The organism is Streptomyces sp. STR69, from assembly GCF_024519455.1.
In the GTDB taxonomy this organism is placed as follows: Bacteria; Actinomycetota; Actinomycetes; order Streptomycetales; family Streptomycetaceae; genus Streptomyces.
On record NZ_JALJRY010000008.1, the window covers coordinates 19,537 to 42,640 of the forward strand.

General features: G+C 71.4%; 20 protein-coding genes. 11 read left to right on the forward strand and 9 right to left on the reverse strand.

The window, feature by feature from the left end; all coding sequences use genetic code 11:
- Window positions 1-105: 105 nt before the first annotated feature.
- Together OC490_RS16365 and OC490_RS16370 are read left to right on the forward strand one after the other, a co-directional pair.
- Window positions 106-1,266 (forward strand): ROK family transcriptional regulator, encoded by a 1,161-nt coding sequence (locus tag OC490_RS16365; RefSeq protein ID WP_262058670.1) that lies wholly within the window; start codon window positions 106-108, stop codon window positions 1,264-1,266.
- A 100-nt stretch (window positions 1,267-1,366) separates the two neighbouring features.
- Entirely contained in the window at window positions 1,367-1,552 is a 186-nt protein-coding gene (locus OC490_RS16370) for a hypothetical protein (protein WP_019067850.1), read from the forward strand.
- A gap of 130 nt (window positions 1,553-1,682) precedes the next feature.
- On the opposite strand, the gene OC490_RS16375 is transcribed toward OC490_RS16370, so the two are convergent.
- Window positions 1,683-3,050, reverse strand: coding sequence for a S1 family peptidase (locus OC490_RS16375; RefSeq protein WP_262058671.1), 1,368 nt, complete (start codon window positions 3,048-3,050; stop codon window positions 1,683-1,685).
- Window positions 3,051-3,272: 222 nt separating this feature from the next.
- Between OC490_RS16375 and OC490_RS16380 the strand changes: the two genes are divergently transcribed.
- Genes OC490_RS16380 through OC490_RS16395 form a run of 4 tightly spaced genes read left to right on the forward strand, consistent with a single transcriptional unit; the run spans window position 3,273 to window position 6,164 of the window.
- Window positions 3,273-4,451, forward strand: a complete 1,179-nt coding sequence (locus tag OC490_RS16380) for a MalY/PatB family protein (RefSeq protein ID WP_262058672.1) — start codon at window positions 3,273-3,275, stop codon at window positions 4,449-4,451.
- Between the two features lie 49 nt (window positions 4,452-4,500).
- Window positions 4,501-5,259 carry a type 1 glutamine amidotransferase domain-containing protein gene (locus OC490_RS16385; protein WP_262058673.1) on the forward strand — a complete coding sequence of 253 codons (759 nt, stop codon included), beginning with the start codon at window positions 4,501-4,503 and terminating at the stop codon, window positions 5,257-5,259.
- A 10-nt stretch (window positions 5,260-5,269) separates the two neighbouring features.
- Entirely contained in the window at window positions 5,270-5,656 is a 387-nt protein-coding gene (locus tag OC490_RS16390; RefSeq protein ID WP_262058674.1) for a PPOX class F420-dependent oxidoreductase, read from the forward strand.
- Window positions 5,657-5,693: 37 nt separating this feature from the next.
- Window positions 5,694-6,164 (forward strand): DUF1003 domain-containing protein, encoded by a 471-nt coding sequence (locus tag OC490_RS16395; RefSeq protein WP_262058675.1) that lies wholly within the window; start codon window positions 5,694-5,696, stop codon window positions 6,162-6,164.
- Window positions 6,165-6,229: 65 nt separating this feature from the next.
- Here the strand turns inward: OC490_RS16395 and OC490_RS16400 are convergent, their stop codons facing one another.
- The 3 genes from OC490_RS16400 to OC490_RS16410 all read right to left on the reverse strand — a co-directional run bounded on the left by OC490_RS16400 (window position 6,230) and on the right by OC490_RS16410 (window position 10,448).
- The gene (locus tag OC490_RS16400; RefSeq protein WP_262058676.1) at window positions 6,230-9,016 is read right to left on the reverse strand and encodes a hypothetical protein; all 2,787 of its coding nucleotides are present in this window, start codon (window positions 9,014-9,016) and stop codon (window positions 6,230-6,232) included.
- Between the two features lie 190 nt (window positions 9,017-9,206).
- Window positions 9,207-9,620 carry a Zn-ribbon domain-containing OB-fold protein gene (locus OC490_RS16405; RefSeq protein WP_262058677.1) on the reverse strand — a complete coding sequence of 138 codons (414 nt, stop codon included), beginning with the start codon at window positions 9,618-9,620 and terminating at the stop codon, window positions 9,207-9,209.
- A gap of 150 nt (window positions 9,621-9,770) precedes the next feature.
- The gene (locus OC490_RS16410) at window positions 9,771-10,448 is read right to left on the reverse strand and encodes a TetR/AcrR family transcriptional regulator (protein WP_262058982.1); all 678 of its coding nucleotides are present in this window, start codon (window positions 10,446-10,448) and stop codon (window positions 9,771-9,773) included.
- Between the two features lie 207 nt (window positions 10,449-10,655).
- On the opposite strand from OC490_RS16410, the gene OC490_RS16415 reads away from it, so the two are divergent.
- The 3 genes from OC490_RS16415 (at window position 10,656) to OC490_RS16425 (ending at window position 13,383) form a co-directional block, all read left to right on the forward strand.
- Window positions 10,656-11,747 carry a substrate-binding domain-containing protein gene (locus tag OC490_RS16415; protein WP_262058678.1) on the forward strand — a complete coding sequence of 364 codons (1,092 nt, stop codon included), beginning with the start codon at window positions 10,656-10,658 and terminating at the stop codon, window positions 11,745-11,747.
- Between the two features lie 76 nt (window positions 11,748-11,823).
- Window positions 11,824-12,651, forward strand: a complete 828-nt coding sequence (locus tag OC490_RS16420; RefSeq protein WP_262058983.1) for a hypothetical protein — start codon at window positions 11,824-11,826, stop codon at window positions 12,649-12,651.
- 81 nt (window positions 12,652-12,732) lie between these two features.
- On the forward strand, window positions 12,733-13,383 hold the full coding sequence (locus OC490_RS16425; RefSeq protein WP_262058679.1) for a peptidoglycan-binding protein: 651 nt from the start codon (window positions 12,733-12,735) through the stop codon (window positions 13,381-13,383).
- A 19-nt stretch (window positions 13,384-13,402) separates the two neighbouring features.
- Here the strand turns inward: OC490_RS16425 and OC490_RS16430 are convergent, their stop codons facing one another.
- The 5 genes from OC490_RS16430 to OC490_RS16450 form a co-directional block, all read right to left on the reverse strand.
- Complete coding sequence (locus OC490_RS16430; protein ID WP_093623389.1) at window positions 13,403-13,777, reverse strand: hypothetical protein; 375 nt, start codon at window positions 13,775-13,777, stop codon at window positions 13,403-13,405.
- A gap of 414 nt (window positions 13,778-14,191) precedes the next feature.
- Window positions 14,192-15,115, reverse strand: a complete 924-nt coding sequence (locus OC490_RS16435) for a MurR/RpiR family transcriptional regulator (RefSeq protein ID WP_262058680.1) — start codon at window positions 15,113-15,115, stop codon at window positions 14,192-14,194.
- A 67-nt stretch (window positions 15,116-15,182) separates the two neighbouring features.
- Window positions 15,183-16,904, reverse strand: coding sequence for a phospholipid carrier-dependent glycosyltransferase (locus tag OC490_RS16440; RefSeq protein WP_262058681.1), 1,722 nt, complete (start codon window positions 16,902-16,904; stop codon window positions 15,183-15,185).
- Between the two features lie 92 nt (window positions 16,905-16,996).
- Complete coding sequence (locus OC490_RS16445; protein WP_262058682.1) at window positions 16,997-18,925, reverse strand: phosphatase PAP2 family protein; 1,929 nt, start codon at window positions 18,923-18,925, stop codon at window positions 16,997-16,999.
- Between the two features lie 201 nt (window positions 18,926-19,126).
- On the reverse strand, window positions 19,127-20,026 hold the full coding sequence (locus tag OC490_RS16450; RefSeq protein WP_262058683.1) for an N-acetylglucosamine kinase: 900 nt from the start codon (window positions 20,024-20,026) through the stop codon (window positions 19,127-19,129).
- Between the two features lie 295 nt (window positions 20,027-20,321).
- Here OC490_RS16450 and OC490_RS16455 point away from each other — a divergent pair, with 295 nt between their 5' ends.
- Together OC490_RS16455 and OC490_RS16460 are read left to right on the forward strand one after the other, a co-directional pair.
- On the forward strand, window positions 20,322-21,455 hold the full coding sequence (locus tag OC490_RS16455; RefSeq protein ID WP_262058684.1) for an ROK family protein: 1,134 nt from the start codon (window positions 20,322-20,324) through the stop codon (window positions 21,453-21,455).
- Between the two features lie 274 nt (window positions 21,456-21,729).
- Window positions 21,730-23,052, forward strand: coding sequence for an ABC transporter substrate-binding protein (locus OC490_RS16460; RefSeq protein ID WP_262058685.1), 1,323 nt, complete (start codon window positions 21,730-21,732; stop codon window positions 23,050-23,052).
- Window positions 23,053-23,104: the final 52 nt, after the last annotated feature.

The window sequence follows — 23,104 nt, forward strand, 5'->3', positions numbered from 1 at the left end:
GGCGTCAAGAGTCCTGCATGCTTCTTTTCTGTGCGGGATTTCGGTCGTTGAGTGGGTAGATTATTTCTAGAGCAAAAATATCTTGCGTGTGGGAGTCTGACGCTCATGACCACACGTGCCGCCAGCTGGCAGCCGCTGAGCCCCGGTGAACGCTCCGTGGCGATCGAGGTGCTCGTCCACGGTCCGCTGTCGCGCACCGACATCGCCCGGCGGCTCGACCTCTCGGCGGGCAGCCTCACCCGGCTCACCAAGCCACTGATCGAATCCGGCCTGCTGGTCGAGGTCCCCGACGGCGGCACTCCGGCCGAAGTCCGCCAGGGCCGTCCCTCGCAACCCCTCGACGTGGTCGCCGAGTCCCGCACCTTCCTCGGGTTCAAGGTCACCGAGGACATGGTCTACGGCGTCGTCACCACCCTCAGGAGCGAGATCGTCGCCCGGCTCGACCGACCGCTCACCACCCACGACCCGGCCGAAGTCGCCGACCTGCTCGCCGAGATGACCGGTGAACTCACCGCCCGGTTCCCCACCCTCTCGGGCATCGGCGTCGGTGTCGGCGGTCTCGTCCAGGACCGTGCCGTGGTGGGGGAGTCGGCCTTCCTGCAGTGGAGCGACGTTCCGCTGGCCGAACTGGTCGAGGAGCGCACCGGGTTGCCGGTCGTCGTGGAGAACGACGTGGCCGCGTTCGTCGAGGCCGAGACCTGGTTCGGTGCCGGGCGCGGTCTCGACCGATTCGTCGTCCTCACCATCGGCGCGGGCGTCGGCTACGGCCTGGTCCTCGGCGGCAAGCGGGTGCCCTACGCCGAGGAGGACCACGGCTTCGGACGCCACTGGATCCTGAACCCCAACGGCCCGCTCACGCCGACCGGTGAACGCGGCAGTGCCGTCTCGCTGTTGACCATCCCCAGCATCCGCTACCAGGTCCGGGCCGGCACCGGGCGGGACCTCACGTACGAGGAGATCCTCGCCGGTGCCGCGGCCGGTGAGCCCATGTCCGCCCGGGTGATCGACGAAGCGGCCCGTGCGCTGGGTGTGTTGGTCGCCCAGATCGCCAACTTCGTGCTGCCGCAGAAGATCCTGCTCGCCGGCGAGGGTGTCGGTCTGATGGCCGTGGCCGGGCCGGTGGTGGAGGACACACTGCGCGCCCATCGGCACCCGCTGGCGGCCCCGCTCGACGTGGAGACCAAGGTCTCCGACTTCCACGACTGGGCGCGCGGAGCCGCGGTGTTGGCGATCCAGGTGCTGGTGCTGGGTGTGGCGGAGGTGTGAAATGCGTTACGGGGCTTGACAGATGGACGTGATCAGTAACACGGTCCGATATGTCCGGTTGGCTCGTGATTACTCACATCGCCTTCACCTACGGCGACGTATGCTTCACACCATGTCCACCCGTGTTGAATCAGCCACCGAGCGATCGGCAGCCGAGGTCAACGAGGAGATCAGAGCCCTGTGGCTCCGATCGGGCGGGACACTGAGCGTCGAACAGCGCGAGGAGTACCGGCGGCTGGTGATGGAGTGGGCCACCGCGGCTCCCCAGCCGGCCACGGCGGCCTGAGAGCGGCCGCCCGGCCGACGCGCAGCTGTCGTTCGGATCCCGTCGCCCGGCCTTCCTCGTGACCCTCGGTCCAGCCGGTCGAGCCCCCGTCGACCCGGCCCGATCCACCCGCGACCGACTCCCCGCGTGATCAGCCCCACATCGCCGAATAGTGCCGCTGGAAGGCCTTGCGGTCCTGCTCCGCGCGGATCCAGCGCGTCGCCACCAGCGCGATCAGACTTCCCGCGATCACCAGCAGACCCGGCCCCACGTTCTTGGGGTCGGTGAGCCGGGACGCCAGGGTCGTCGTGCCCGCCGTGGTGTTCGTCGCCGGTGCCGATGTTCCGGGCGTGATCGTACCGGCGGCTGCCCCGCTGCCGGCCGCCGAGGCGGACGGCGCGGGCGAGGCGGCCGTCTTCGGCGCCACCAGCAGCTTGACGTTGAGCGCGGCCAGTGCCTTGGTCAGCGGCTGGAAGAACGTCGTACCGCCCGCCTTGCAGTCGCCGCTGCCGCCCGAGGTCACCCCGAGCGCGATGCCGTTGGAGAACAACGGGCCGCCGCTGTCGCCCGGTTCGGCACACACCGTGGTCTGGATGAGGCCGGTCACCGTGCCCTCGGGATAGTTCACCGTCGCGTCGAGCGCGGTCACCTCACCGTCGTGCAGCCCGCTGGTGCTGCCGCTGCGGAACACCTTCTCGCCCACGGCCGCGTCGGCCAGGCCGGTGATCGTCACCCCGCTGCCGTTGCCGATCGCGACGACGTCCGCGCCCTCGCCAGCCGAACCGCTCGCGTACTGCACCAGTGAGAAGTCGCTGCCGGGGAAGTTGTCGGAGACCGTCTTGCCCAACTGCTGGTCGCCCTGGTTGTCCGCGAACCAGATGGAGCCGACCGGGCCGCAGTGCCCGGCCGTGAGGATGAAGTCGGTCTGCCCGTTGGTCACGTTGTAGCCCGCCGAGCAACGTCCGCCGGTCGACAGGATGGGCTGCGCCCCGTTGATCCGGGTGGTGAACTTGCCCTGCGTGCGCTGCATCTCCACCGAGGCGCCGATGCTCTTGGCGACCTTCGTCATCGCGGCCCAACTGGTGGCGGAGACACTGCTGTCGGCCTCCACGAGCACCTTGTTGTTCCGGTAGTCCATCGCCCACGCGGTGCCCGCGATCTTGGGCGCCGAACCAAGCGTGGTCGCGGCCGACTTCAGCTGGTTCATGCTGTACGGCACGACCTTCGCCTCGGCGCCCGCCTTCGTCACCTCGGCCGCCGTCGCCTTGTCGGTCACCGCGACGACCGTACGGCCGCCGGAGTCGACCCAACTGCCCGCGGTACGGGCCGAACCGAGCTTCGCCACCAGGGCGGAACCCTTGTCCGCGGGCGTCTGCGGCGCGCTGAGCGTGGCGGCGTCCCTGGCCGGGGTGTCACTCGCCATGGCCGCCTGGGTGACCATGGCACCTCCCAGCAGGAGTCCGCCGACGGCCGTCAACCGTGTCACTCGCCGGACGACCCGTCGTCGTGCGTGCCTCATGCCTGGCTCCCGAACCCCGAATGTGCGGTGCCGAACACCGCGAGGCCCTCTGGTCGTTGAGGTGCCCTTCCTCCATACGTGGCCCGGCAGCCTCCCGTTCACCGTCTGGAAGATCGGCTTCGGCCGCCGACGGCAACACGCTCTCCGGACACCCGAGTTGACCTCGGCGGTGCTCGGCGCGGCCCGTCGCCCACGAGCCGTGGTCCCCCTATCTTGAGCCCCATGACCAGCAACCCGCAGGCCGCGTCCGGTGAGCCGAATCCCCTGCGCGCGCTCACCCTCGACCGCCTTCGACGTCGTACCAGCATGAAATGGCGCACCTACCCCGAGGACGTGCTGCCGGTCTGGGTGGCCGAGATGGACGTGCCGCTCGCCGACGCGGTGGTTCGCGCGGTCACGGACGCGCTCGCCCTCGGAGACACCGGCTATCCCGCCGGAACGGCCTACGCGGAGGCGCTCGCCGCGTTCGCCGAGAAGCGCTGGGGCTGGGACGGGCTCGCCGTGGGACGCACCCGGATCGTGCCGGACGTCATGCTGGGCGTCGTCGAGATGCTCCGGCTGGTCACCGGGCCGGGCGAAACGGTGGTGCTGAACCCGCCCGTGTACCCGCCGTTCTTCCAGTTCGTGACCCATATGGACCGGCAGGTGGTGGAGGCGCCGCTCGGTGCGGACCTGCGCATCGACCTCGGCGCCCTGGAGGACGCGTTCCGGCGCGCGGCCGAGGGCGGGCGGCGGGCCGCGTATCTGCTGTGCAGCCCGCACAACCCGACCGGCACCGTGCACACCGCCGCCGAACTGGCCGCCGTCGCCGCCCTCGCCGAGCGGTACGGCGTGCGGGTCGTGGCCGACGAGATCCACGCACCGGTCGTCGCCGCGGGCGCCGCCTTCGTGCCCTACCTGAGCGTGCCGGGCGCGGAGCGCGGGCTGTCGCTCATGTCGGCGTCGAAAGCCTGGAACCTCGCCGGACTCAAGGCCGCCCTGGCCGTTGCGGGACCCGCGTCCGCCGCCGACCTGGCCCGGCTGCCCGAGGAGGTCGGCCACGGCCCGAGTCACGTCGGCGTCATCGCCCACACCGCCGCCCTGCGCGACGGCACCGCCTGGCTGGACGTCCTGCTGACCGGCCTCGACGACAACCGCCGGCTGCTGACCGATCTGCTCGCCGAGCACCTGCCCGCGATCACGTACCGACCGGCCGAGGCCACCTACCTCGCCTGGCTGGACTGCCGTGCGCTCGGCCTCGGCGACGATCCGGCGAGACTCTTCCTCGACCGGGGCAGGGTCGCGCTGAGCCCCGGCATCGACTTCGGGACCGGTGGTCCCGGGCACGTACGGCTCAATCTCGCCACGTCTCCGGAGGTGATCACGGAAGCCGTACGGCGCATGGTGGCGGCACTCGGTTGACGCCCGCCATGCTGTCATGAACACCTGACCCGGCTGCCATGATGAGCCCATGCGTGTGCTGATGCCGGTCCCCGACCGCGACTTCGACGTCACCGAGGTCGCCGTGCCCTGGCGAGTGCTCACCGACGCCGGGCACGAGGTCGTCCTCGCCACCGAGCGGGCCGGGACCCGGCCCGCCGCGGACCCCCGGCTGCTGACCGGCGTGCTCTTCGGACAGCTCGGCGCCGAGGACGAACCCAAACGGTTCTACCAACAGCTCACCGAGGCACCGGAGTTCGGCGCCACGGTCGCCTGGACGGACCTGGACGTGACCGGCTTCGACGGACTGCTGCTGCCGGGCGGCCACGCGCCCGGCATGCGCCAGTACCTCGGCTCCGCCCAACTGCGGGCGAAAGTGGGGGAGTTCTGGGCCCTCGGCCGCCCGGTCGGCGCGATCTGCCACGGCGTCCTCGTCCTGGCCCGCACCCAGGACCCGGCCACCGGCCGCAGCGTCCTCGCCGGACGCCGTACGACCTGCCTGCCCAAGTACATGGAACGCACCGCCTACTTGACCACCGCCTGGCGCCTCGGCCGCTACTACCGCACCTACCCGGCCTATGTGGAGGACGAGGTGCGCGCCGCCCTCGACGACCCGGGCACCCAGTTCGAACGCGGCCCCAGGGAACTCACCCGGCGCGGCACCGCGAGCGACGACACCCACGCGTTCGTCGTAGAGGACGGCGGCTACTTGTCGGCGCGCTGGCCCGGGGACGCATACTTTTTCGCCCGCCGGTATCTCGATCTCCTGCGGGCACACTCGGGTGCTTAGACTGCCGACCATGGACGAGACCCCGCTGGACCGGCTCGGCGCAGGCCAGTACCTGCTGATCACCAGCTACCGCAAGAACGGCTCCCCGGTCCCCACCCCGGTGTGGGTGGTGCGCGACGGCGACACCCTCGGGGTGTGGACGGTCGCCGACTCCTGGAAGGTGAAGCGCATCCGGGCCCGCGCCGATGTCCTCGTGGGCCCCTGCGACCTGCGCGGCAACCCGACCGGCGACCAGGTCCCCGGCACCGCCGAGCTCACCGACGCCGAGACCGCCGCCCGCTACCGCGCCCTCATCAAGCGCAAGTACGGCCTCACCGGCCGTCTCACGCTGCTCGGCAGCCGGCTGCGCCGCGGGCTCGACGGCACCGTCGGCATCCGCGTCACCCTCAAGCCCTGAGGGCGGACCCCGTGCACACCGAACCCAGGGAGCGCCCGTGGACCCCGCGCTGAACCCGGCCGACCTGCGGCTGCGGCAGGAGCGGATCGTCTTCGCCCGGATGCGCAGCACCCAGGACCGGGTCGCCGACGCCATCACCGCCTTCGCCGGCACCATGCTCTTCGTCTATCTGCACGCCCTGTGGTTCGCCGTCTGGATCGCCCTCAACGAAGGGCTCCTCGGGCGGGCCGGGATCTTCGACCCGTACCCGTACGGACTGCTCACGATGATCGTCAGCCTGGAGGCCATCTTCCTGTCGACCTTCGTCATGGTGAGCCAGAACCGGCAGGCGGCCCGTGAGAACGTCCGCGCCGACCTCGACTTCGAGACCAACCTCCGCTCCGAGGTGTGGTCGGCCCACATCGGAGCCGCCCTGGGCCTGGACGCCCACGAGATCGAACAACGCGTGCAGGAACTCCTCACCGAGAACCGCGCCAAGATGAACGGCGGCACGAAACAGCCGAGTTGACCCACCGCACGGAGAAGGGGCCGCAGCCTTCGGGCTGCGGCCCCTTCACTTCGCAGGGCGGTCGGCTACGACGGGTCGAGCACCGTGCCGGTCAGCACGGGTCCGTCGGCGCGCGGCTCGCCGTTCTCGTCCATGGCCCGGAAGAGCACGGACTCGGGCTGCTCGGTCACCTGGTCGGTGATGGTGGGCAGGCTGATCTCCGCACTGGACTGCCCCGCCGGGACGGTCGTCCAGAGGGCCAGGTTCGCCACCTGGGACAGGGGCCGCTCCGGGGCGGGCTCCTCTCCGGAGTTCTCGCGGAGCCACTGTGCGTCCACATCGAGGGTGGACAACTCCGGCCCCGTGGTGACCGGCTGGACGACGAACGCGGGGTTGATGTCCACGTCGGCGGGCGTCGACAGCGTCACCTTCCACTTGAGAGGCTGTCCCTCGGTGACCCGGTCCGCGATCGGGGTGACGGTGTACGTGGGCATCGGGTCGTCGTTCTCGGTGGTCACGCCACCGTGATGCGCGCCGACCACCGCGCCGTGCACCGCCTTCACGATCAGGTCGTGCTGGGCGCCGTAGTCGAAGCGGGTGTTGCCCTTCACCTCGACGGATACGTCGAGGTCGTGGCCGCCGGGCCGGACCGTCACCAGACGTGAGGTGTCCCGGCCCGTGGCCGGGTCGCTGAGGTAGATCCGGACCTGGCCGCTGCCCCGGCCGGAGACCTGGACGGGCACGCGGTACGTCTTGACGCCCGAGTCCCCTTCCTTGACGGTGAGCCGGCCGATGTCGACGCGCGGGAGCGGGGCCGCGACGGCCGCCAAAGTGCCCGGACGCCAGCCCCAGGCGTCCATCAGCCACGCCTGGCCGGAGCGCGAACGCGGGGTCAGCGCAAGGGACTTGACGTGGCGCAGATCGAGTCCGGCGCGCGTGGCCGCGGTCAGCGGCACCCGGACCTCGCGTGCCCAGTAGGAGGCGGTGCGCCCGGTGCCGGGCAGGCCGTCGACGCGGACCCGGCCGAGGGTGGCGCGGTGGCCGGAGGCGTCGGTGAGGGACACGTCGAGCTGGGTGCCGGTGGTGTTGGGCGGCACGATCACCCGCAGGGCGAGGGACTTGGCGCCGCTGAGGGAGACCGGCTTGTCCGGACGCACCGTCGTCGGCGAACCGGCCGCGGACCAGCGCAGCGCGACGGCACGGCGGCCGAACTCCTTGGTGGTGTCCCACTGCGCGAAGTGCGGCGAGATACCCGTGTTGTTGTCGTTCAGGCACGCGGCGGCCGGGTCGGGATCCACCGCGGAGCACAACCTGCCGCCGGACACGGTGACTTGACCGTCGGGCAGGAAGCCGGCGCCGCGGTTCGCGCCCACCCCGTGGGTGAGGACCCGCGCGGGGTCCGCCGAGGGCGCCCGGCGGCCCGAGCCGTCGAGCAGCTCGCGCGCCCGGTCGTCACCGGCGACGAACAGCCGGGCCGCGGTGGCGATGTAGGTGGAGCCGGCCCGGTGCTGCTGGTCGGCGGTCAGCCGGGTCGCGGTGCCCGGCGAGCACACCGCGTCCCGCTGGTCGGGGTCGTTGTAGAAGTCGTCCTCGGCGGGCGCCTGCGCCTGGCCCGGCGTCCACTCGGTGTTGAAGAAGTTGTGGTCGGCGCCCTCGACGTAGACCGCGCTGTGCAGTGCGGCACCCCTGCTGACTCCGCGTGTCCCGTCGACGTACACCTCGCCCTGGAGGTCGGAGACGTCACCGTCGCAGCCGGGCAGGAGGGTCACCGACGGCACGTCGGCCACCGGGTTCTGGCCGAAGATCGTCGGGCCGATGAGGACGGTGCCGCGGATCTTCCAGCGCACCGGGCCGTGATAGCCGTCCTGCGCGGCCGGCGGCGGGTAGAGGCTGTCCATCGCCGCCCGGTTGACGCCCTCGCCGCCGCGCGAGTGGCCGATCAGCAGGACGCGGGAGAGGTCGGCCGGCGGCGCGTTGCGGACGACCGCCGGAGCGGTCCGCGGGTGGGCGGACCAGTCGGCCCAGTGGGCCAGGTGGAGCCGGACCAGCGACGAACGGGCCTGGGCGCCGGCGTCCTCGGCCTCGGCGTCCTGGGCGTTGATGCCGTTCGCGGAGATCGAGACGGTCACATAGCCCTGGGAGGCCAGAAGTTGTTGGTCGCGCAGATAACCCCGGTAGCTCGGGACGGACTTGGTGCCGGTCGGGCAGGGCCAGTCGCCGGTGATGTCCTCGGTGCCCGGCTTGTAGCAGGTGTAGTGGCGGCCGTGCAGGAACAGCGCGAGCGGCCGCTTGCCGGTGGCACCCTTCGGTGCGACCACGACGGCCTTCATCTCGATCGGCGTGGAATACCCGGGCAGACGGACCGAGTTGAGGGCGTACTCACCGGTCGTCGTACGGTACGCACCCGGCTTGCCGGGATCGATCGCGCCGGGCGGGAGCAGGGCCGGGCGTTGCGCGGCGGTCTCCGAACGTCCGCCGCCGGAGCCGGAGGTGTCACCGGCGGCGTCCAACCGCCGTCCGCCGGCCAGGACTTGAAGGTCCGTCAGTTTCCCGGGTGAGGCGGCACCGAGGCCGAGCCGGAACGTCCGGCCGTCCTTCGCCGGTCTCGGTACGCCGAGGAGCCGGCCACCGGCATGGAACTCGACCCGGGCGTCCCCCATGGGCACCTGCCGGCCCGAGCGCCACACCAACTGCTGCGCCGACCCCTTCCCGGTGATCCGCCAACCCGGTGGCAGAGTGCCGTCGTCGGCCGTTGCCGTGGCCGTGAACGGTCCGGTCTCCGCCGGTGGTACCGCCTGCGCGGACCCGGACACCCCACCCGCCACCGCGAGCACCGCCGCGGCCGTGACCCATATTCGCCGGGCACGGAACAATGTGTTCTCCTCCTCGAACCCCAGACGCGGGCGCCCCGTCGGTCCCGGGAGCCCCTCGCGCCCCGGAGGACGGGAAGCGGAGCCTGTGGGTTGCCTGTGGAGGAGGATTCGGCCGATCTTCGGCGCGCACATGCCCGAACTCGGCCGTGCGGCACGGCCGTTCAGGAGCCGTCTGCCGGCCGGTAGACGGTCAGTGCCAGGCGCGGTACGGCTCGTCGAGGAGCTGGAAGACGGGCTCGCCCCGCACCGGGTCCTTGGCCGTGGACAGCCGGACGCGGTCGCCGCTGTGGATGCCGAGGGGATGGCCGATGACCCGGCCGCGCACCACGAAGCCCTCGGCCATCTCTATCAGCGACACATTGCGGGCGGCGGGGGTGTTGCGGTGCACGACCGTCGAGTGGCGCACCGTGCCGGTGCCCTCGCTGCGCTCGGTGCGCAGGTCGCCGCCCTGGCAGACCGGGCACAGGAGCCGGTGGTACATCGCGGTGCCGCACCAGGTGCAGCGCTGGAAGAGGATGGTGTCCCCGTCCGGGGTGCGCGGTTCGAGTACGCCCGCCGGGGAGCCGACTGCCGGACGGGTCGCGAATCCTGAGTGCTGGTACACGCTGTCAACTCCCTGCGCTCGGCCGGAATCCCGCGTGCGCGGCCGAGCCGGGCACGCGGGTGCGCGGTTCGCCGTGCCACCGTGCACGACCACAGCGTATGGCACTCAGTGCCAAGCGTAAAGATACTGCGTACCCTCGTATTTCCCGGGTCAGTCGCGGCCGAGCGCGGACTCTATCTCCTGGACGACGCGCCACAGCGGCGCGTCACGCCGGGAGACGACCACCACGACGTCCTCGGGCTGTTGGCGCACCTGCACTGCGGCGGACACCGGCGGATGCCCGAAGGCGGACTGCACGTACCCCAGCGCGTGGTCCACCTCGGTGGCCGCGTCGCGCTGCCCGTCCGAACGCAGCCAGGAACGCAGCGCGTTGTTGTGCGCCGCCACCACGGCGGCGGCGATCACATCGGCCTGCAGGGTGCCGTCGGGGCGCCCGGCGAAACGCCCGCGCAGATAGTCGGCGAGGGCCCGCTCGTAGCGCCACACCACCGACAGCTCGTACGCGCGCAGTCCCGGCACCTTCTTGGTGAGGCGGTAGCGCTGGACCGAGAACGTCGGGTTCTCGTTGTACATCCGCAGCACGAGCCGGGCCGCGTCGCAGACCCGCTGCACGGGTTCGTGCTCGTCGCCGCCGGACGCGAGGAACGCCGTCATGTCGGCGAGGCAGCGCTCGTGGTCGGGGAAGACCACGTCCTCCTTCGACGGGAAGTAGCGGAAGAACGAACGCCGTCCGACCCCGGCCAGTGCCACGATGTCGTCGATGGTGGTCTGTTCGTAGCCCCGCTCCAGGAACAACTGGAAGGCGGCCGCGACCAGGGCGTCCCGCATGGGCGGCTTGGAGCTCATGGACGGGAACGTAGCACCAGGCCGACACGGATGGCACTCAGTGCGCTGCCAAAAGGGAACTGAGTCCCCTGAGGCACGTCCTGAGGCCCACGGCGGAGCGCGGCAGCCGATGCGGTCGAGACGATCGAGACGGTCGATACGGTCCGAGGCATAGAGTGACGGCGACCAGCAGTGCCTTCAGGGGGACCCATGCGACTTCACGTCGACCAGCGCCATGAGCGGGTGCTCGAACTCGTCAAGGAGCGCGGCAGCCTGCGGGTCGCCGAACTCGCCGCGGAACTGGGCGTCTCCGCCGTCACCCTGCGGCGCGACGTGGAGACGCTGGCCACGCAGGGCCGGGTGCGGCGACTGCACGGCGCGGTGGTGTGGCCGGGCGGGGCCGTCGTGGAGCCGACGGTGCGGCGGGACCCCGACGAGGGCCCGGTGATCGGAATGATCGTGCCGACCACCGCCTCGATCTTCGCCGACATCGTGCGCGGCGCCCGCGAGGCCGTACGGGCCCAGGGCGGCCGGCTGGTCCTCGGGGTGTCCGGATACGTCGACACGGAGGACGCCGTGCAGGCCGGGCATCTGCTCGCGGGCGGCGCGCAGGGACTGCTCGTCGCGCCCAGCTGGTCCGGCGGAGTGCCCGTCGACGGGCAGGAGCGGTGGCTCGTGGACCGGAGCGTGCCCACCGTCCTGGTCGAACGCGCCGCCCCGCCCGGCAGCCCGGCCGCCGCCCTCGACCGGGTGCGCACCGACCGGGCCCACGGAGCCGCGGTCGCCGTCGGCCACTTCGCCGCCCTGGGCCACCGCAGGATCACCGCGGTACTCCAGGAAGGCCCGCACGCCGCGCAGATCACCGCGGGCTACGAGTCGGCCGTACGCTCCCTCGGTCTCGAAGCCGCCCCTGGCGCCCCCTCGGTCCGCGAACACGGCGACTACGAGGCGAGCGTGGACTTCCTGGCCGACGCGGTGCGCGGACGCGGGGTCACCGCGGCCCTCGTGCACAGCGACGAGGACGCGATCGTGCTCGTGCCCCGGCTCCAGTCCCGCGGCATCCGCGTCCCCGACGACCTGGCGCTCATCGCCTACGACGACGAGGTCGCCCCGCTCGCCGACGTCCCGCTCACCGCCGTCGCCCCGCCGAAACGGTCGGTGGGGGAGCTGGCCGCGAAGCTGCTGCTGGGACGGCTCGCCGAGCGCGGCACCGGAGCGCGGCCGGTCCCTCGTCAACACGTGGAACTCCTCCCCGAGTTGAGGATCCGCGCTTCCTGCGGAGACGGCCCGCCCACCTGGTGAACACGGTCCGACCGTTTTGATCATTACGCGCGAACGCTCTCCGCGCCCTCAGCCAAGGAGAACCGGCATGCCCTCCCTGCCTCCGGCCCGCCCCCGCATCCTGTACGTCACCGACCTGGCCTACCAGGCACGCGGGCGCCGCTACTGCGACGAGGACATCGAGCTGACCTCCCGGCTGCGCGAGGACTTCGACCTGGCGCTGTGTCATCCGCTGGACGCGGCAGGGCTGATGGACGGATTCGACGCGGTCGTGGTCCGCAACAGCGGTCCCGTCCTCGCCTACCGGACGGAGTACGACGCGTTCCGCGAGCGCGCGACCGACGCCGGGACCCGCGTCTACAACCAACTCTCGGGCCGGGCGGACATGGCGGGGAAGCAGTACCTCCTGGACCTCGACGCCGCCGGATTCCCGGTCATCCCGACCGTCGACCGGATCGAGGACCTGGACCGGCTGCCGCGCACCGACCGGTACGTGGTCAAGCCCAAGCTCGGCGCCGACTCGATCGGGCTTCGGATCGTCCCGGCCGACCGGCTGGCGGCCCTCGCCGACGGGAGCGTCCTGGTCCAGCCGTGCGTCGACTTCTCGTACGAGGTCTCCTTCTACTTCATCGACCACGACTTCCAGTACGCCCTCCACGCCCCGGACACCGGCCAGCGCTGGCGGCTCGAAACCTATCAACCCACCGCCGCCGACCTGGAGTTCGCGCAGCGGTTCGTCGACTGGAACACCATCGACCACGGCATCCAGCGCGTCGACGCCTGCCGCGCCCCGGACGGCGGACTGCTGCTGGTCGAACTGGAGGACCTGAACCCCTACTTGTCACTGGAGGCACTCGACGACACGCGCCGGGACGCGTTCGTCGCCGCGCTGAAGGCATCCCTGCACCGGTTCGTCGGAGCCTGACCTGAACTCCTGAGGCCCTGCGCGCGTATCTCTCCAGGAGGATGGCGGAGATCCGTGCGCGCGGAACGGAAGGAGAGCAGTGTGTCTACACCGCCCGAATCGGGAGCCCCGTCCGGCGGCCCGGTCCTGGAACCCGCCCGTGTACTGCGCCGCCGCCGCTCCGACAATCTCGCGGAGCTGATGCGGGAGCCCCGCCGGGACTCCTCCGTCTTCGAGTCGGTCCCGGTGCCCCGGCCGTTCTTCGGCTCCGACGACGAGACGCAGGAACTGCCGCCCGTACGCGGTGACTTGCGCCCGCTGCCGAGCGACAGCCCCTTCGGCCCCGGACTCCGCCGGGCCGCCATCACCATCGGGGTCAGCGCCGCCGCCCTGGTCGGCTTCGCCTGTGCCCTCCTGCTGCCCGGCAGAGGCGAGGCCAGCACCGCACAACCGGTCACCACACCCACCCCGGTGACCTCCGCCACCGCCACGAGCGCCGCCGACCCCGACGGCGCCGGCACCCTCCGCGAGGGAGACAGCGGAGCCCAGGTGACGGAGCTCGAACAACGCCTGCTGCGCATCCCCAACGTCTACGAGAACGGCTCCACCAGCGGTCGGTACGACGCGACCCTCAAGGAGGCGGTCGCCCGCTTCCAGCTCTGGTACGGCATCCGCGGCGACGAGAACGGCGTCTACGGCGACGACACCCGCAAGGACCTGGAGTCGCGCACCACACTCGACGCCGGCCAGTAGAGCTCGCGCCCGACGCCGGTCAGCGTCCCGTGCTGTGACCGACCAGTGCCTCGGTCACCGCGCGGACGCTGCGCGCGATGTGCTGCAGCTGGAGGAGCTCGGCGGCGTACAGCTTGATGGTGTGCTCGATGACCGACTCCGGCAGACCGATGCCGGGCAGGTCGGCGCGGGCGGTCTGCAGGGCGGTGCGGGCCACGCGGATCTCGTGCTGGACCTGGATCTGCGCATGACGGGCGAGCAGCACGGGGTGGCGGATGAACGCGGGGTAGCTGGCGTAGCGGGCCGGCACCAGCTCGCGCAGCCACTTGGCGGCCGAGCGCTCCCAGTCGTAACTGCCGGGCGTCTTGACCTGGCAGGGCCAGTCCTGGCTGATGCGGGTGGTGGTGAGTTGCATGTCATCGCTTCCCGGTGTGCGGCGTCGCGGGGGGTGATCCGACGGTGTGTGGCGGCCCCGGTCTAGGGGATGACCGGGGCCGCCCTGGGCGCTCGCGCAGGCGATGCCCGACCGAACACCCCTGGCGCCGACGCGGGTAGGAGACGGCGGCTGAGGGTGTCCGTGCAGGAGCCCCGAGGGACGGGTGTCGCCGGCGCGGCAGGTGGAGCGGCGTGCGCATGGGCGGACCGGTGCTTTCTCGGGGCGGGTGCGAGCGCTGGGCTCACGGGTGCGGAACGGGTCCGGAGTGGGCCGGACGCGATCCGTGAGCAGTATTTATATATGCCGTCCGCTTTGCAAGGCGTATGAAAACATTCATGCGTGAAATGGGCGGAATGATCCCGGTTTGAAGTGATTGGAGGGGGGAGTTGCGGGTCAGTCCCGCATGAAGAACTGGTGCTGCTCGGCGATCTGCTCGTAGTCCTCCAGGCGGGCCTGGGTGCGCTCCGGATCGGCGTCCGTCATGGCCTGGAGCAGCGCGGCGGCCATCACGCCCGGCGCCGCGTAGGAGTCGAAGACCAGGCGGGAGCCGGTGCCGATGGCGAAGGTGATGTCGGCCTCGTCGGCCAGCGCGCCGAGCGCGAGATCGGTCACCAGGGCCACCTTGAGCCCGGCGCTGCGGGCCACCCGGAGCGTGGTCAGCGTCTCGTGCGCGTGCCGCGGCATGTCGAAGGCCAGCAGCCAGGTGCCGCCCGCCTCGCGGGACTGCAGGATCGCGTCGTAGGCGACGCTGCCGCCCCTGGTCACCAGCCGTACGTCGGGGTGGATACGGCGTGCGGCGTACGCGAAGTACTCGGCCAGCGAGACGGAGATGCGCAGGCCGAGCACGGTCAGCGGGGTGGACGCCGACAGTTCGCGGCCGACCTCGATCAGCCGGTCGGGGTCGGCGAAGTCCCGGCGCAGGTTCTCCAGGTTCTCGATCTCGGCGTCGACCGCGGCCTGCAGCTCGTTGCTGCGGTTCACCTCGGCCGCCGCGGGGCCGCCCGCGAGGGTGCGCAGGGCGATCGCCTGCAGCCGCTCCCGTAGCGCCGGGTAACCGCTGAAGCCGACCGCCGCGGCGAACCGGGTCACCGAGGGCTGGCTCACGCCGACGCGTTCCGCGAGATCGGTGATGGAGAGGAACGCGGCCTCGGTGATGTGCTCGATCAGGTACTGGGCGATGCGCCGCTGGCCCGGCGACAGCCGTGGCCCGTCGAAGAGTTCGCGGAGCTGGGAAGTCGGCGCCGCCCCGACTTCCGGGTCGGTCTTTCCCGAGGTGATCGCGGATGCCTGGGCACGTGCCTGCTGCGGCGATGGCACGGATCCGCCTCCTTTGTCTCCCACGGTCACTCAAGATAGCTCACAGAGCGTTGTGACCAGTGGGCGATCAGCGCCGGTAAATGGTGATCGAATGACCGACTTGATCGATCGAACGACTGCTGTCGATCAACTCGGCCAGGTTCCCCCGTGCTTTGTCGATCGCGGTGTCCGACACGACCAGCAGACCGTGCACCTCGCCCACCCCCGCCTTGCGCGGATCGGACGACTCGATGCCGTAGTACGACGGCACACCGCTGCCCTTGTAGACCAGCCAGATCCGCTCGCCCGCGTACCGCTCACGGAGCCGGTCGGCGAGCCGGCCGAGGTCCTGGCCCCAGTCCACGTTGGAGTCGTGCAGTCGCAGATAGGTCTTCGCCGGACCGCCGAACGCCTCGTTGGAGTACGGCAGATAGTAGGGGAACGTCCGCAGCGAACTGACCGCGACGAACGCCACCAGCAGCCCCGTGGACAGCGGAGCCCACCGCCATCGCAGCACCGGCACACAGGCCGCCGCGACCGCCAGGAACATCGGCACGAAGATCGCGTACCGCGTACCGAAGTCCCGCGAGCCGTCCATCGCCGCGGCCAGCAGCACCGCGGTGGGCCCGAGCAGATAGGGCGCCGCCGGCCGCAGCCGCCGTACCGCCACGACCGTGACGGCTCCCGCCGCCCACAGGGCGAGCATGCCGAGCGGGGTCTTCACCAGGAGCGCCGCGGGCAGGTAGTACCAGTGGGACCCGGTGTAGAGGTGCCCGAACAGGAAGCCCTGCCACGGGTAGTCCTCAAGACCGAACTGGATGCGCATCCCGTCGAGGAACGCCCGCGGGAACGGCAGCAGTTCGACCACCCGCCCGCGCAACCCGTGGATGGCGGGCACCGGTTCCGTGGACGTGAACCGCAACCGCGGATCGACCGCGAGATACGACGCCCAGACGACGGCGACCGCCACCAGCGCGACGACCACCGCGCTCGCGGCGCCGAGGAGCAGCGCCCGCCGCCGGGCCGCCCGGTCGGCCGGGCGGCGGGCGGACCACACCGACACCACGGCCAGGAGCATCAGCACGGGTAGGGCGGGCAGGGCGCTCATCTTCGTCGCCACGGCCGCACCGAGCGCGGCGCCCGCGAGCGGGACGTACAGCCGGGGCCGCCGCCGGGCCCGCCACAGCAGCCACACCGACGTCAGCAGGAAGCCCGCCTGCGGTACGTCCAGGGTGGCCAGCGAGCCGTGTGCGATCACGTCGGGGGAGAACGCGTAGAGGGCGAGTGCCGCCAACCCCCTTGCCGCGCCCACGAGTTCACGGGCGAAGGCGAAGACGACCAGCCCGAACAGCAGCGTCAGCACGATCACCGGAAGCCGGGCCCAGAACATCAGCCGCCAGGGGTCGTTGCCCGACTCGTACAGCAGATGGCGGCCCAACTCGCCCTGGTCGCCCTTGTAGGAGGCGTCGAAGTGCGGGTCGGCGAGGGCGATTCCGGCGGCGATCACCAGCTTCCCGAGGGGCGGGTGCTCGGGGTTGTAGTCGAGGCTGTGCTCGCGCAGATAGACGGTGGCGGTGGCCACGTACACCGGCTCGTCGATGGTCGGGGTCTGCTGTACGGCGGTCGTGACCATCACGGCGGCCATCTGCGCGAGGAGCAGTGCCACGAGGAGCGGCAGCAGCCACCGCCGGTGGCGCCGCAGCCCGGCGCGGAGGCGGACCGGCCGGCTCTCGGTCGCGCGCGGCGGAGGCCCGCCGCCGTCGTCGAGCGTGCCGGGGTCGAGGACCGAGTGCTGTTCGCGCGCCATCATCCGCCCTGCGGTGAGGCCGGCCGCTCGGTGGCGGGAGCGATCCGGAGCCGGGTCATGGCCCTACTGTCGCATCGCTCCCGCCACCAGGGGCGTCACCGCTTCAGGAGTCGTACCGACAGACCTTCCGCCGTATACACGGGTACGGCCCGCAGCTTGTCCGAGTTCAGCGTGATGCTGTCGAACTGGCCGCGCAGCGCCGAGGCGCCCAGGACGCGCACCGTGGAGCCAGCGGCCGGCGGGTGCTCGGCGTCGAGCCGCAGGGACAGCGTGCTGCCCTTGCCGAGCGTCGCACGCCGGGTGACCTCGACGGCGGGCTGGTGGCCCGAGCGCAGCGTGACCTCCAGGCCGGCGGACTGCTGGGTGTAGGTGCCGTGGATCTGCACGGACTCGGAGACCCGCAGCGAGCCGCCGAGCACACTCACGTCACCGTGGCCGAGCGCGTGCGCCGAACCGGCCACCAGCGCACCGGACGTGAGAACGGTCCCGCCGGTGTACGCGTTGTGCCCGGTCAGGGTGAGCGTCCCGGTGCCCTGCTTGGTCAGGCCACCGCAGCCGTCGATGTCGTTGCGCCAGGCGTCGGCCGCGCCGAAGCCCCCGGCAGCCGCGTCGAGGGTGACGACCACATCGGAGTCGAAGGAGCCGTAACCGTCCGCCGCCGCGAAGAGGTTGAGGCGCCCCCACTGCTCGAAGCCGTCGAGCAGGACGTAGCCGGAGGGGAGCGCGGTGGTGCGCAGCACCTCGCGCCGCTGGGCCGCGGAGAGGTACGGCTGCCGGGTCTCCAGCAGCACCTCCGCGCCCTTGGGCACGGTCAGCGCCGTGTCCCGGCCGCTGCGGGTCAGGACGTAGGTGAACTTGGGCTGCACGACACGGGAGTTGGCGGTCCGGTCCGCGTACGGGTCGGTCGCGGTGGTCGCCGAGTGCGCGTAGGTGTACAGGGTGTCCGCCGTCGTGCCGGTCTGCGCCTCGAAGTAGGCGAGGGCCTGGGCGCGGGCGGCGGCCTTGAGTTCGGCGTTGGCCGGGTCGGCGAGGGTGGCGGCGGCCAGCGCGGTGGCCATGATGCGACCGCCCATGACGTCGACCGTGGAGTGCATGCCGGCCATGATCCGGGTGTGGCTCAACTCCAGGGTGCGGGTGACCAGTTCCTGGAAACGCTCCGGTACGGCGTAGGCGTAGGCGAGGCCCGCCAGGTGGAAGGCGTTGGTGTGGCCGCTGGGGAAGCCGCCGTCGTCGACCGGAGACGTGCTGCGCTGGCGCAGGAGTTGGGGCGCGACGATCACCTTGGAGTCGTACACCGGGTAGCCGAGCGCGTCGACCGTGCCGGTGTCGACGACCTCGCTCTTCTCGTTCATGCGCCACGGGCGCGGGTACTGGTAGGCGTACTTGCCCGGGTTGCCCGACGCGTAGTTGCCGCGCAGGGTGTCGACCAGTTCGGCCACCTTGCCGAGCGCGGAGTCGTGCGAGCCGGCGCCGAGCGCGGAACCGGCGGGCGCGCCGGCCGGGACGGCGTCACTGATCGTGGTGGCGGGCGTACCGTCCGGGGCGCCGGTGATCGAAGTGACCGCCAGGGCACCCGACTTGTACAGGTCGGCCAGCGGACCCAGGCCGGCGATCATCGCGTAGCTCTGGTGCTGCCGGTCGTAGAGGAAGGCCTCCTTGGCCTGTGCCTCGGTGCGGTGGGTGGTGAGGTCGATGCAGTACCGCATGTTGGCGCGCAGGATCTCGGGGCGCAGCGGGGTGCCGGTGTTCCAGGTGGCGCCCGTCTTCCATATCCGGGCCATACCGCCGAGGACCCGGACCACGGCGTTGGTCTCGGGCGTGAGGTTCGTGATGACGTTCGTCTTGTAGTCGTCGACGAACGCGAGCGGAGCCGTGGTGGCCTTGGCGTCCGCGGCGGCCAGCCAGCTGACCAGCGTGGGCGCTGCGACCACACCGGCCGAGGCGCCGAGCGAGGTCTTGAGGAAACCACGTCTGTTCACTGCGAGTCGACCGGCGTCAGTGCGGTGCCCGGCGGGTGACGGCATGGGTGTGTGCCTCTCTTGAGTTCTACGGCCCAGGGGGCCGGTGGGGTCGTGCGATCTGCTGTGGTTCGTGGTGCGCGTGTGACGTATGAAAGCGCATACGTCTACTGACGCGTACGTGCGAAGGTTTACGGCGGGCCGTGTCCCTGCGGAGGGGGTTCGGCGTCCGTCACATGACCCCCGGGTGAACGGGAGTTGTGCGGTTCACAGGATCGATCGGGCCAGTGCCACCGCGCCCTCGACGGGCGGTACCCGGATGGGCTGCGGCCGTGCCCCCGGTACCCGCTCGGCGAGCGCGGTGGTGAAGGCTTCGTACAGGCGGGGCTGGGCGAGGACGGTGCCGCCCGCGACCACCACGTCGTCGACGGGGACGCCGCGTTCGGCGAGCCGTACGACGAGCGCGGCAAGGGAGCGGCCGGCCTCCGCTATCACCCCGCGTGCCAGGAGCGAGCCGGCGTCGGCCGCGGTGAAGACGGCGCGGGCGTGGCGGCCCCATTCGGCGGAGACGTCGGAAGCGCTTTCCAACGCGGCGCCGAGCGCGGGCACTTCGGCCACGGCGAACGCCTCGACGAGTCCCAGGGCGAGCGGGTCCGGAGCCTCGCCGCGGTCGTGCGCGGCCCAGGCGGCGCGGGCCGCCTCGCGGACGAGTCCGGCGGCGCCGCCCTCGTCGCCCAGTACGGCACCCCAGCCGCCCACTTGGAGCCGGCTGCCGTCGGCGAGCAGGCCCACCGCGACGGAACCGGTGCCGGCCACCAGGCCGACCCCCTTGTCCAACCCGGCCGCGGGGACGAGCAGTTCGGCGTCCCCCACGACGAGCGCGGGAATCCCGAGACGCCTTTCCAGCGCGGCCCGGATCTCGGCGCACTGGCGGGGCGTCTCACAGGCGTGCCCGCCCACGGCGACCGCGGACGGGCGCGCGTGTGCGGGCAGGGAGTCATGGACCAGTGCGGTCAGCCAGTCGGCGGCGGTCGCGATGTCGTGCGGCCGCCAGCCGCTGCTGGCACGGACGTGGTCGGCGACGACATCCGAGCCCGCGCAGGCGCGCAGATGTGTCTTGGTGCCACCCACGTCGATGCCGACCACGAGGGGCGTGGAGTCCTGCACGGAACCTCTTTCGTCGTTGCGCTGTGCTGCGACGGTGGGCGAACCGTGTCCGGGGGGACGGAAGTTGAAGCGCTAGGGAAGCCCCGGGACGGGCTTCTGTCGGACCACGGCAGGCGAGTACCGTGACGTTCGTTAGGAAGTTAACTAACGAAGTACAGTGCGTCAAGAGGCATCGCGTATCAGGCAACGGGGACCACTGTCCGGGGCCGCGTGACGCCAGGACATCCCATCGCCGCGCCCCATGGACACCCTCCGGGCGCGCGGCCTGTGAACTGGGGGAAGTGTGGAACACGTCGTGGCGCGGGTGTCTCGGCTGACCGAGAGCGCGAGCGCGGTGTTCGAGGTGCTGGCCAGAGCCGGCAGCGCGACCCGCCCGCAGCTCGCGAGCCTGGCCGGCCTCTCCAAACCGACGGTGTCCTCCGCCGTCGTGGAACTGGAGAACGTCCAGCTCGCCGCCCATTCGGGCACCGCCTCGGGCGGCACGGGCCGCAACGCCGCCGTCTACCGCCTGGGCCCGGCCGCCGGTGCCGTACTCGCCGTCGACCTCGGCCCCGCCCTCACCCGGGTGCGCGGCTGTGCCCTCGACGGCACCCTGCTGGCCGAGGCCACCGAGTCCCGCGAGGACGCGGCCGACGCCGTGCGCGAGGCCCTCGACGCGCTGCCCGCCGGCATCCCGCTGCGCACGGTCGTCGTCGCCGTCGGTGACGTCGCCGCGCGGAACCGGGTCGGCGCCGGGATGCGCCCCGCGACCGCCAAGGCGGGCCCGGTGTTCGACGCCATGGCGGTGGCCCTGCCGCCCGGTGTACCGGTCCACCTGGAGAACAACGTCAACTGCGCCGCGCTCGCCGAACTGCACGAGGGCGCAGCGCGGGGCCGCGACACCTTCGGCTATCTGCGGATCGGCGTCGGTATCGGTCTCGGCATCGTCGTCGGCGGCCGGGTGCTGCGCGGCGCGAACGGCGCGGCCGGTGAGCTGGCCCGGCTGCCCTACCCCTGGGACGACGCCGTGGAGCCCCGCAGAGAGGCCCTGGAGGAGTACGTCGGCGCCCGCTCGCTGCTGCGCCGGGCCGCCGCTGCTTGGCAGGAGACCGACGGGCCCTGCCCCGGCACCGCCGACCAGCTGTTCGCGCTGGCCGCGCAGGGGCAGCGCACGGCGTCCGCGCTGGTCGGCCGACACGCCGCCGACGTGGGCAGACTCGCGGCGGCCGTGGCCGCCGTACTGGACCCGGGACTGATCGTCCTGGGCGGCAGCACGGGCACGGACCCGCAGCTGCTGCCCGGGGTGCGCACCGAGCTGGGGCGACTGAGCTGGCCCACCGAGGTGGTGAGCAGCACGGTCGGCGATCTCGGCACCGTGGTGGGCGCCGCGCGGCTCGCGGTCGCCAGAGGAGTCCAAACCGTGACCGATGCCGCGGGGGTGAAGGATTGACGGCCTCGGACTCGGTCTGCCAATGTCCGGACAAGCGCTTTCTAAGTCGGCCGGGACGTCGACTCGGAGTGAGCCTCCCGCCCGTACGAGAAGTACGGCAACCGCACCAGGGTGTGCTTGTGCGGCAGCGGCCGAGCGGGCCGGGGATGCCACCCATCAGAACGGCGAGGCCGGGCGAGGCCACGCCCCCGGAAAGCGAACCTTTCTGCAGAATGCACCTGTGCCGCCTCGGATGGCGCCGTGCTTCCTCCGCTACGAAGAAAAGGGATCGAAGATGACCAGAGTGAGTGTGCGGAGCTCCCGCCGACTCGTCCGCGGCGGCATGCGCCGGATGGTTCCTCTCGCTGCTGTGGCCACGGCAGGGGCCCTGCTCCTCTCCGCCTGCGGGTCGGGCTCCGGCTCCGGCGGCACCTCCAAGTCGCTGACCTTCTGGATCTCCACGGTCCCGGGGCAGGACGCGGGCTGGAAGAAGCTGGTGGCGCAGTACAAGAAGGAAGAGGGCGTCAGCGTCAAGCTCGTCAACATCCCCTACGACGGGTACCCGACGAAGCTGCACAACGCCGCACAGGCCAACTCCCTGCCGGATGTTGCCGACGTGCCCGCCCTCGACCCGATCTGGTCGAGCAAGCTGATCGACCTCAGCTCCATCAGCGGCAACAAGGCCAACAACATCAACGCCAACTTCCTCGCCAAGGACTCGTCCGGCAAGGTGCTGGCCATCCCCTCGGACGTCACCGCGTCCGGCCTGTTCATCAACAAGTCGCTGTTCGAGAAGGCCGGCGTCGCCGTCCCGAGCTCGCCGTCGAACACCTGGACCTGGACCGAGTTCATCGCGGCGGCCAACAAGGTCCGCGAGAAGACCGGCGCCAAGTACTCCCTCACCTTCGACCAGTCGCCGTCCCGGCTCCGCGCCATGGTGTACGAGATGGGCGGCAAGTACGTCCACGCGGACTCCTCCGGCAAGTTCTCGGTGGACGACGCGACCAAGAAGGCCGTGAAGTACTTCGTCGGACTCAACGACGACAAGACCATGCCGAAGTCGGTGTGGACGAGCGGCGCCGACCCGTCGGCCATGTTCCAGAGCGGTGACGTCGTCGCCTACTGGTCCGGTGTCTGGCAGGTCGCCTCCTTCGCGGACAGCATCAAGAAGTTCGACTGGGCCAGCGTCCCGACCCCGGCCCAGCCGGTGCAGGCCAGTGACGTCAACAGCGGCGGCATGATGGTGGGCTTCAACAACAACAGCGCGGCGTCCGCCGCCGCGAAGAAGTTCCTGTCCTGGGTGTACGAGCCCAAGCAGTACACCGAGCTGGTCGAGACCTCCGGGTTCCTCCCGGTCGAGAGCGGTCTGAGCCCGAAGTACCCCTTCAAGTCGGCGGCGGCGCAGGCGGCGTTCAAGCTGTACAACGAGGAGATCCCGCTGTACGCCCCGATCTCGGGCTACTTCAACGGCGCGCAGACGGCCTGGGTGCTGAAGGGCAAGAGCCTCGCCACCGACCCGACCAAGACGGAGCTCGGCAAGGCGATCAACGGCCAGCAGTCGGTCGACAAGGCCCTGCAGAACATCGTGGACGGCTACAACACGGCGGTCGGCGGCTGATCGTAGGTCCAAGGGCCCGGGCGGCGGGATCGAACACCGCCGCCCGGCCCTG

Coding starts and splice junctions, on each gene's coding strand:
- OC490_RS16430 (WP_093623389.1), bottom strand. CDS start 13,777: ATGCAACTCACCACCACCCGCATCAGCCAGGACTGGCCCTGCCAGGTC.
- OC490_RS16415 (WP_262058678.1), top strand. CDS start 10,656: ATGCGACTTCACGTCGACCAGCGCCATGAGCGGGTGCTCGAACTCGTC.
- OC490_RS16460 (WP_262058685.1), top strand. CDS start 21,730: ATGACCAGAGTGAGTGTGCGGAGCTCCCGCCGACTCGTCCGCGGCGGC.
- OC490_RS16385 (WP_262058673.1), top strand. CDS start 4,501: ATGCGTGTGCTGATGCCGGTCCCCGACCGCGACTTCGACGTCACCGAG.
- OC490_RS16380 (WP_262058672.1), top strand. CDS start 3,273: ATGACCAGCAACCCGCAGGCCGCGTCCGGTGAGCCGAATCCCCTGCGC.
- OC490_RS16370 (WP_019067850.1), top strand. CDS start 1,367: ATGCTTCACACCATGTCCACCCGTGTTGAATCAGCCACCGAGCGATCG.
- OC490_RS16445 (WP_262058682.1), bottom strand. CDS start 18,925: ATGCCGTCACCCGCCGGGCACCGCACTGACGCCGGTCGACTCGCAGTG.
- OC490_RS16365 (WP_262058670.1), top strand. CDS start 106: ATGACCACACGTGCCGCCAGCTGGCAGCCGCTGAGCCCCGGTGAACGC.
- OC490_RS16375 (WP_262058671.1), bottom strand. CDS start 3,050: ATGAGGCACGCACGACGACGGGTCGTCCGGCGAGTGACACGGTTGACG.
- OC490_RS16410 (WP_262058982.1), bottom strand. CDS start 10,448: ATGCGGGACGCCCTGGTCGCGGCCGCCTTCCAGTTGTTCCTGGAGCGG.
- OC490_RS16390 (WP_262058674.1), top strand. CDS start 5,270: ATGGACGAGACCCCGCTGGACCGGCTCGGCGCAGGCCAGTACCTGCTG.
- OC490_RS16440 (WP_262058681.1), bottom strand. CDS start 16,904: ATGATGGCGCGCGAACAGCACTCGGTCCTCGACCCCGGCACGCTCGAC.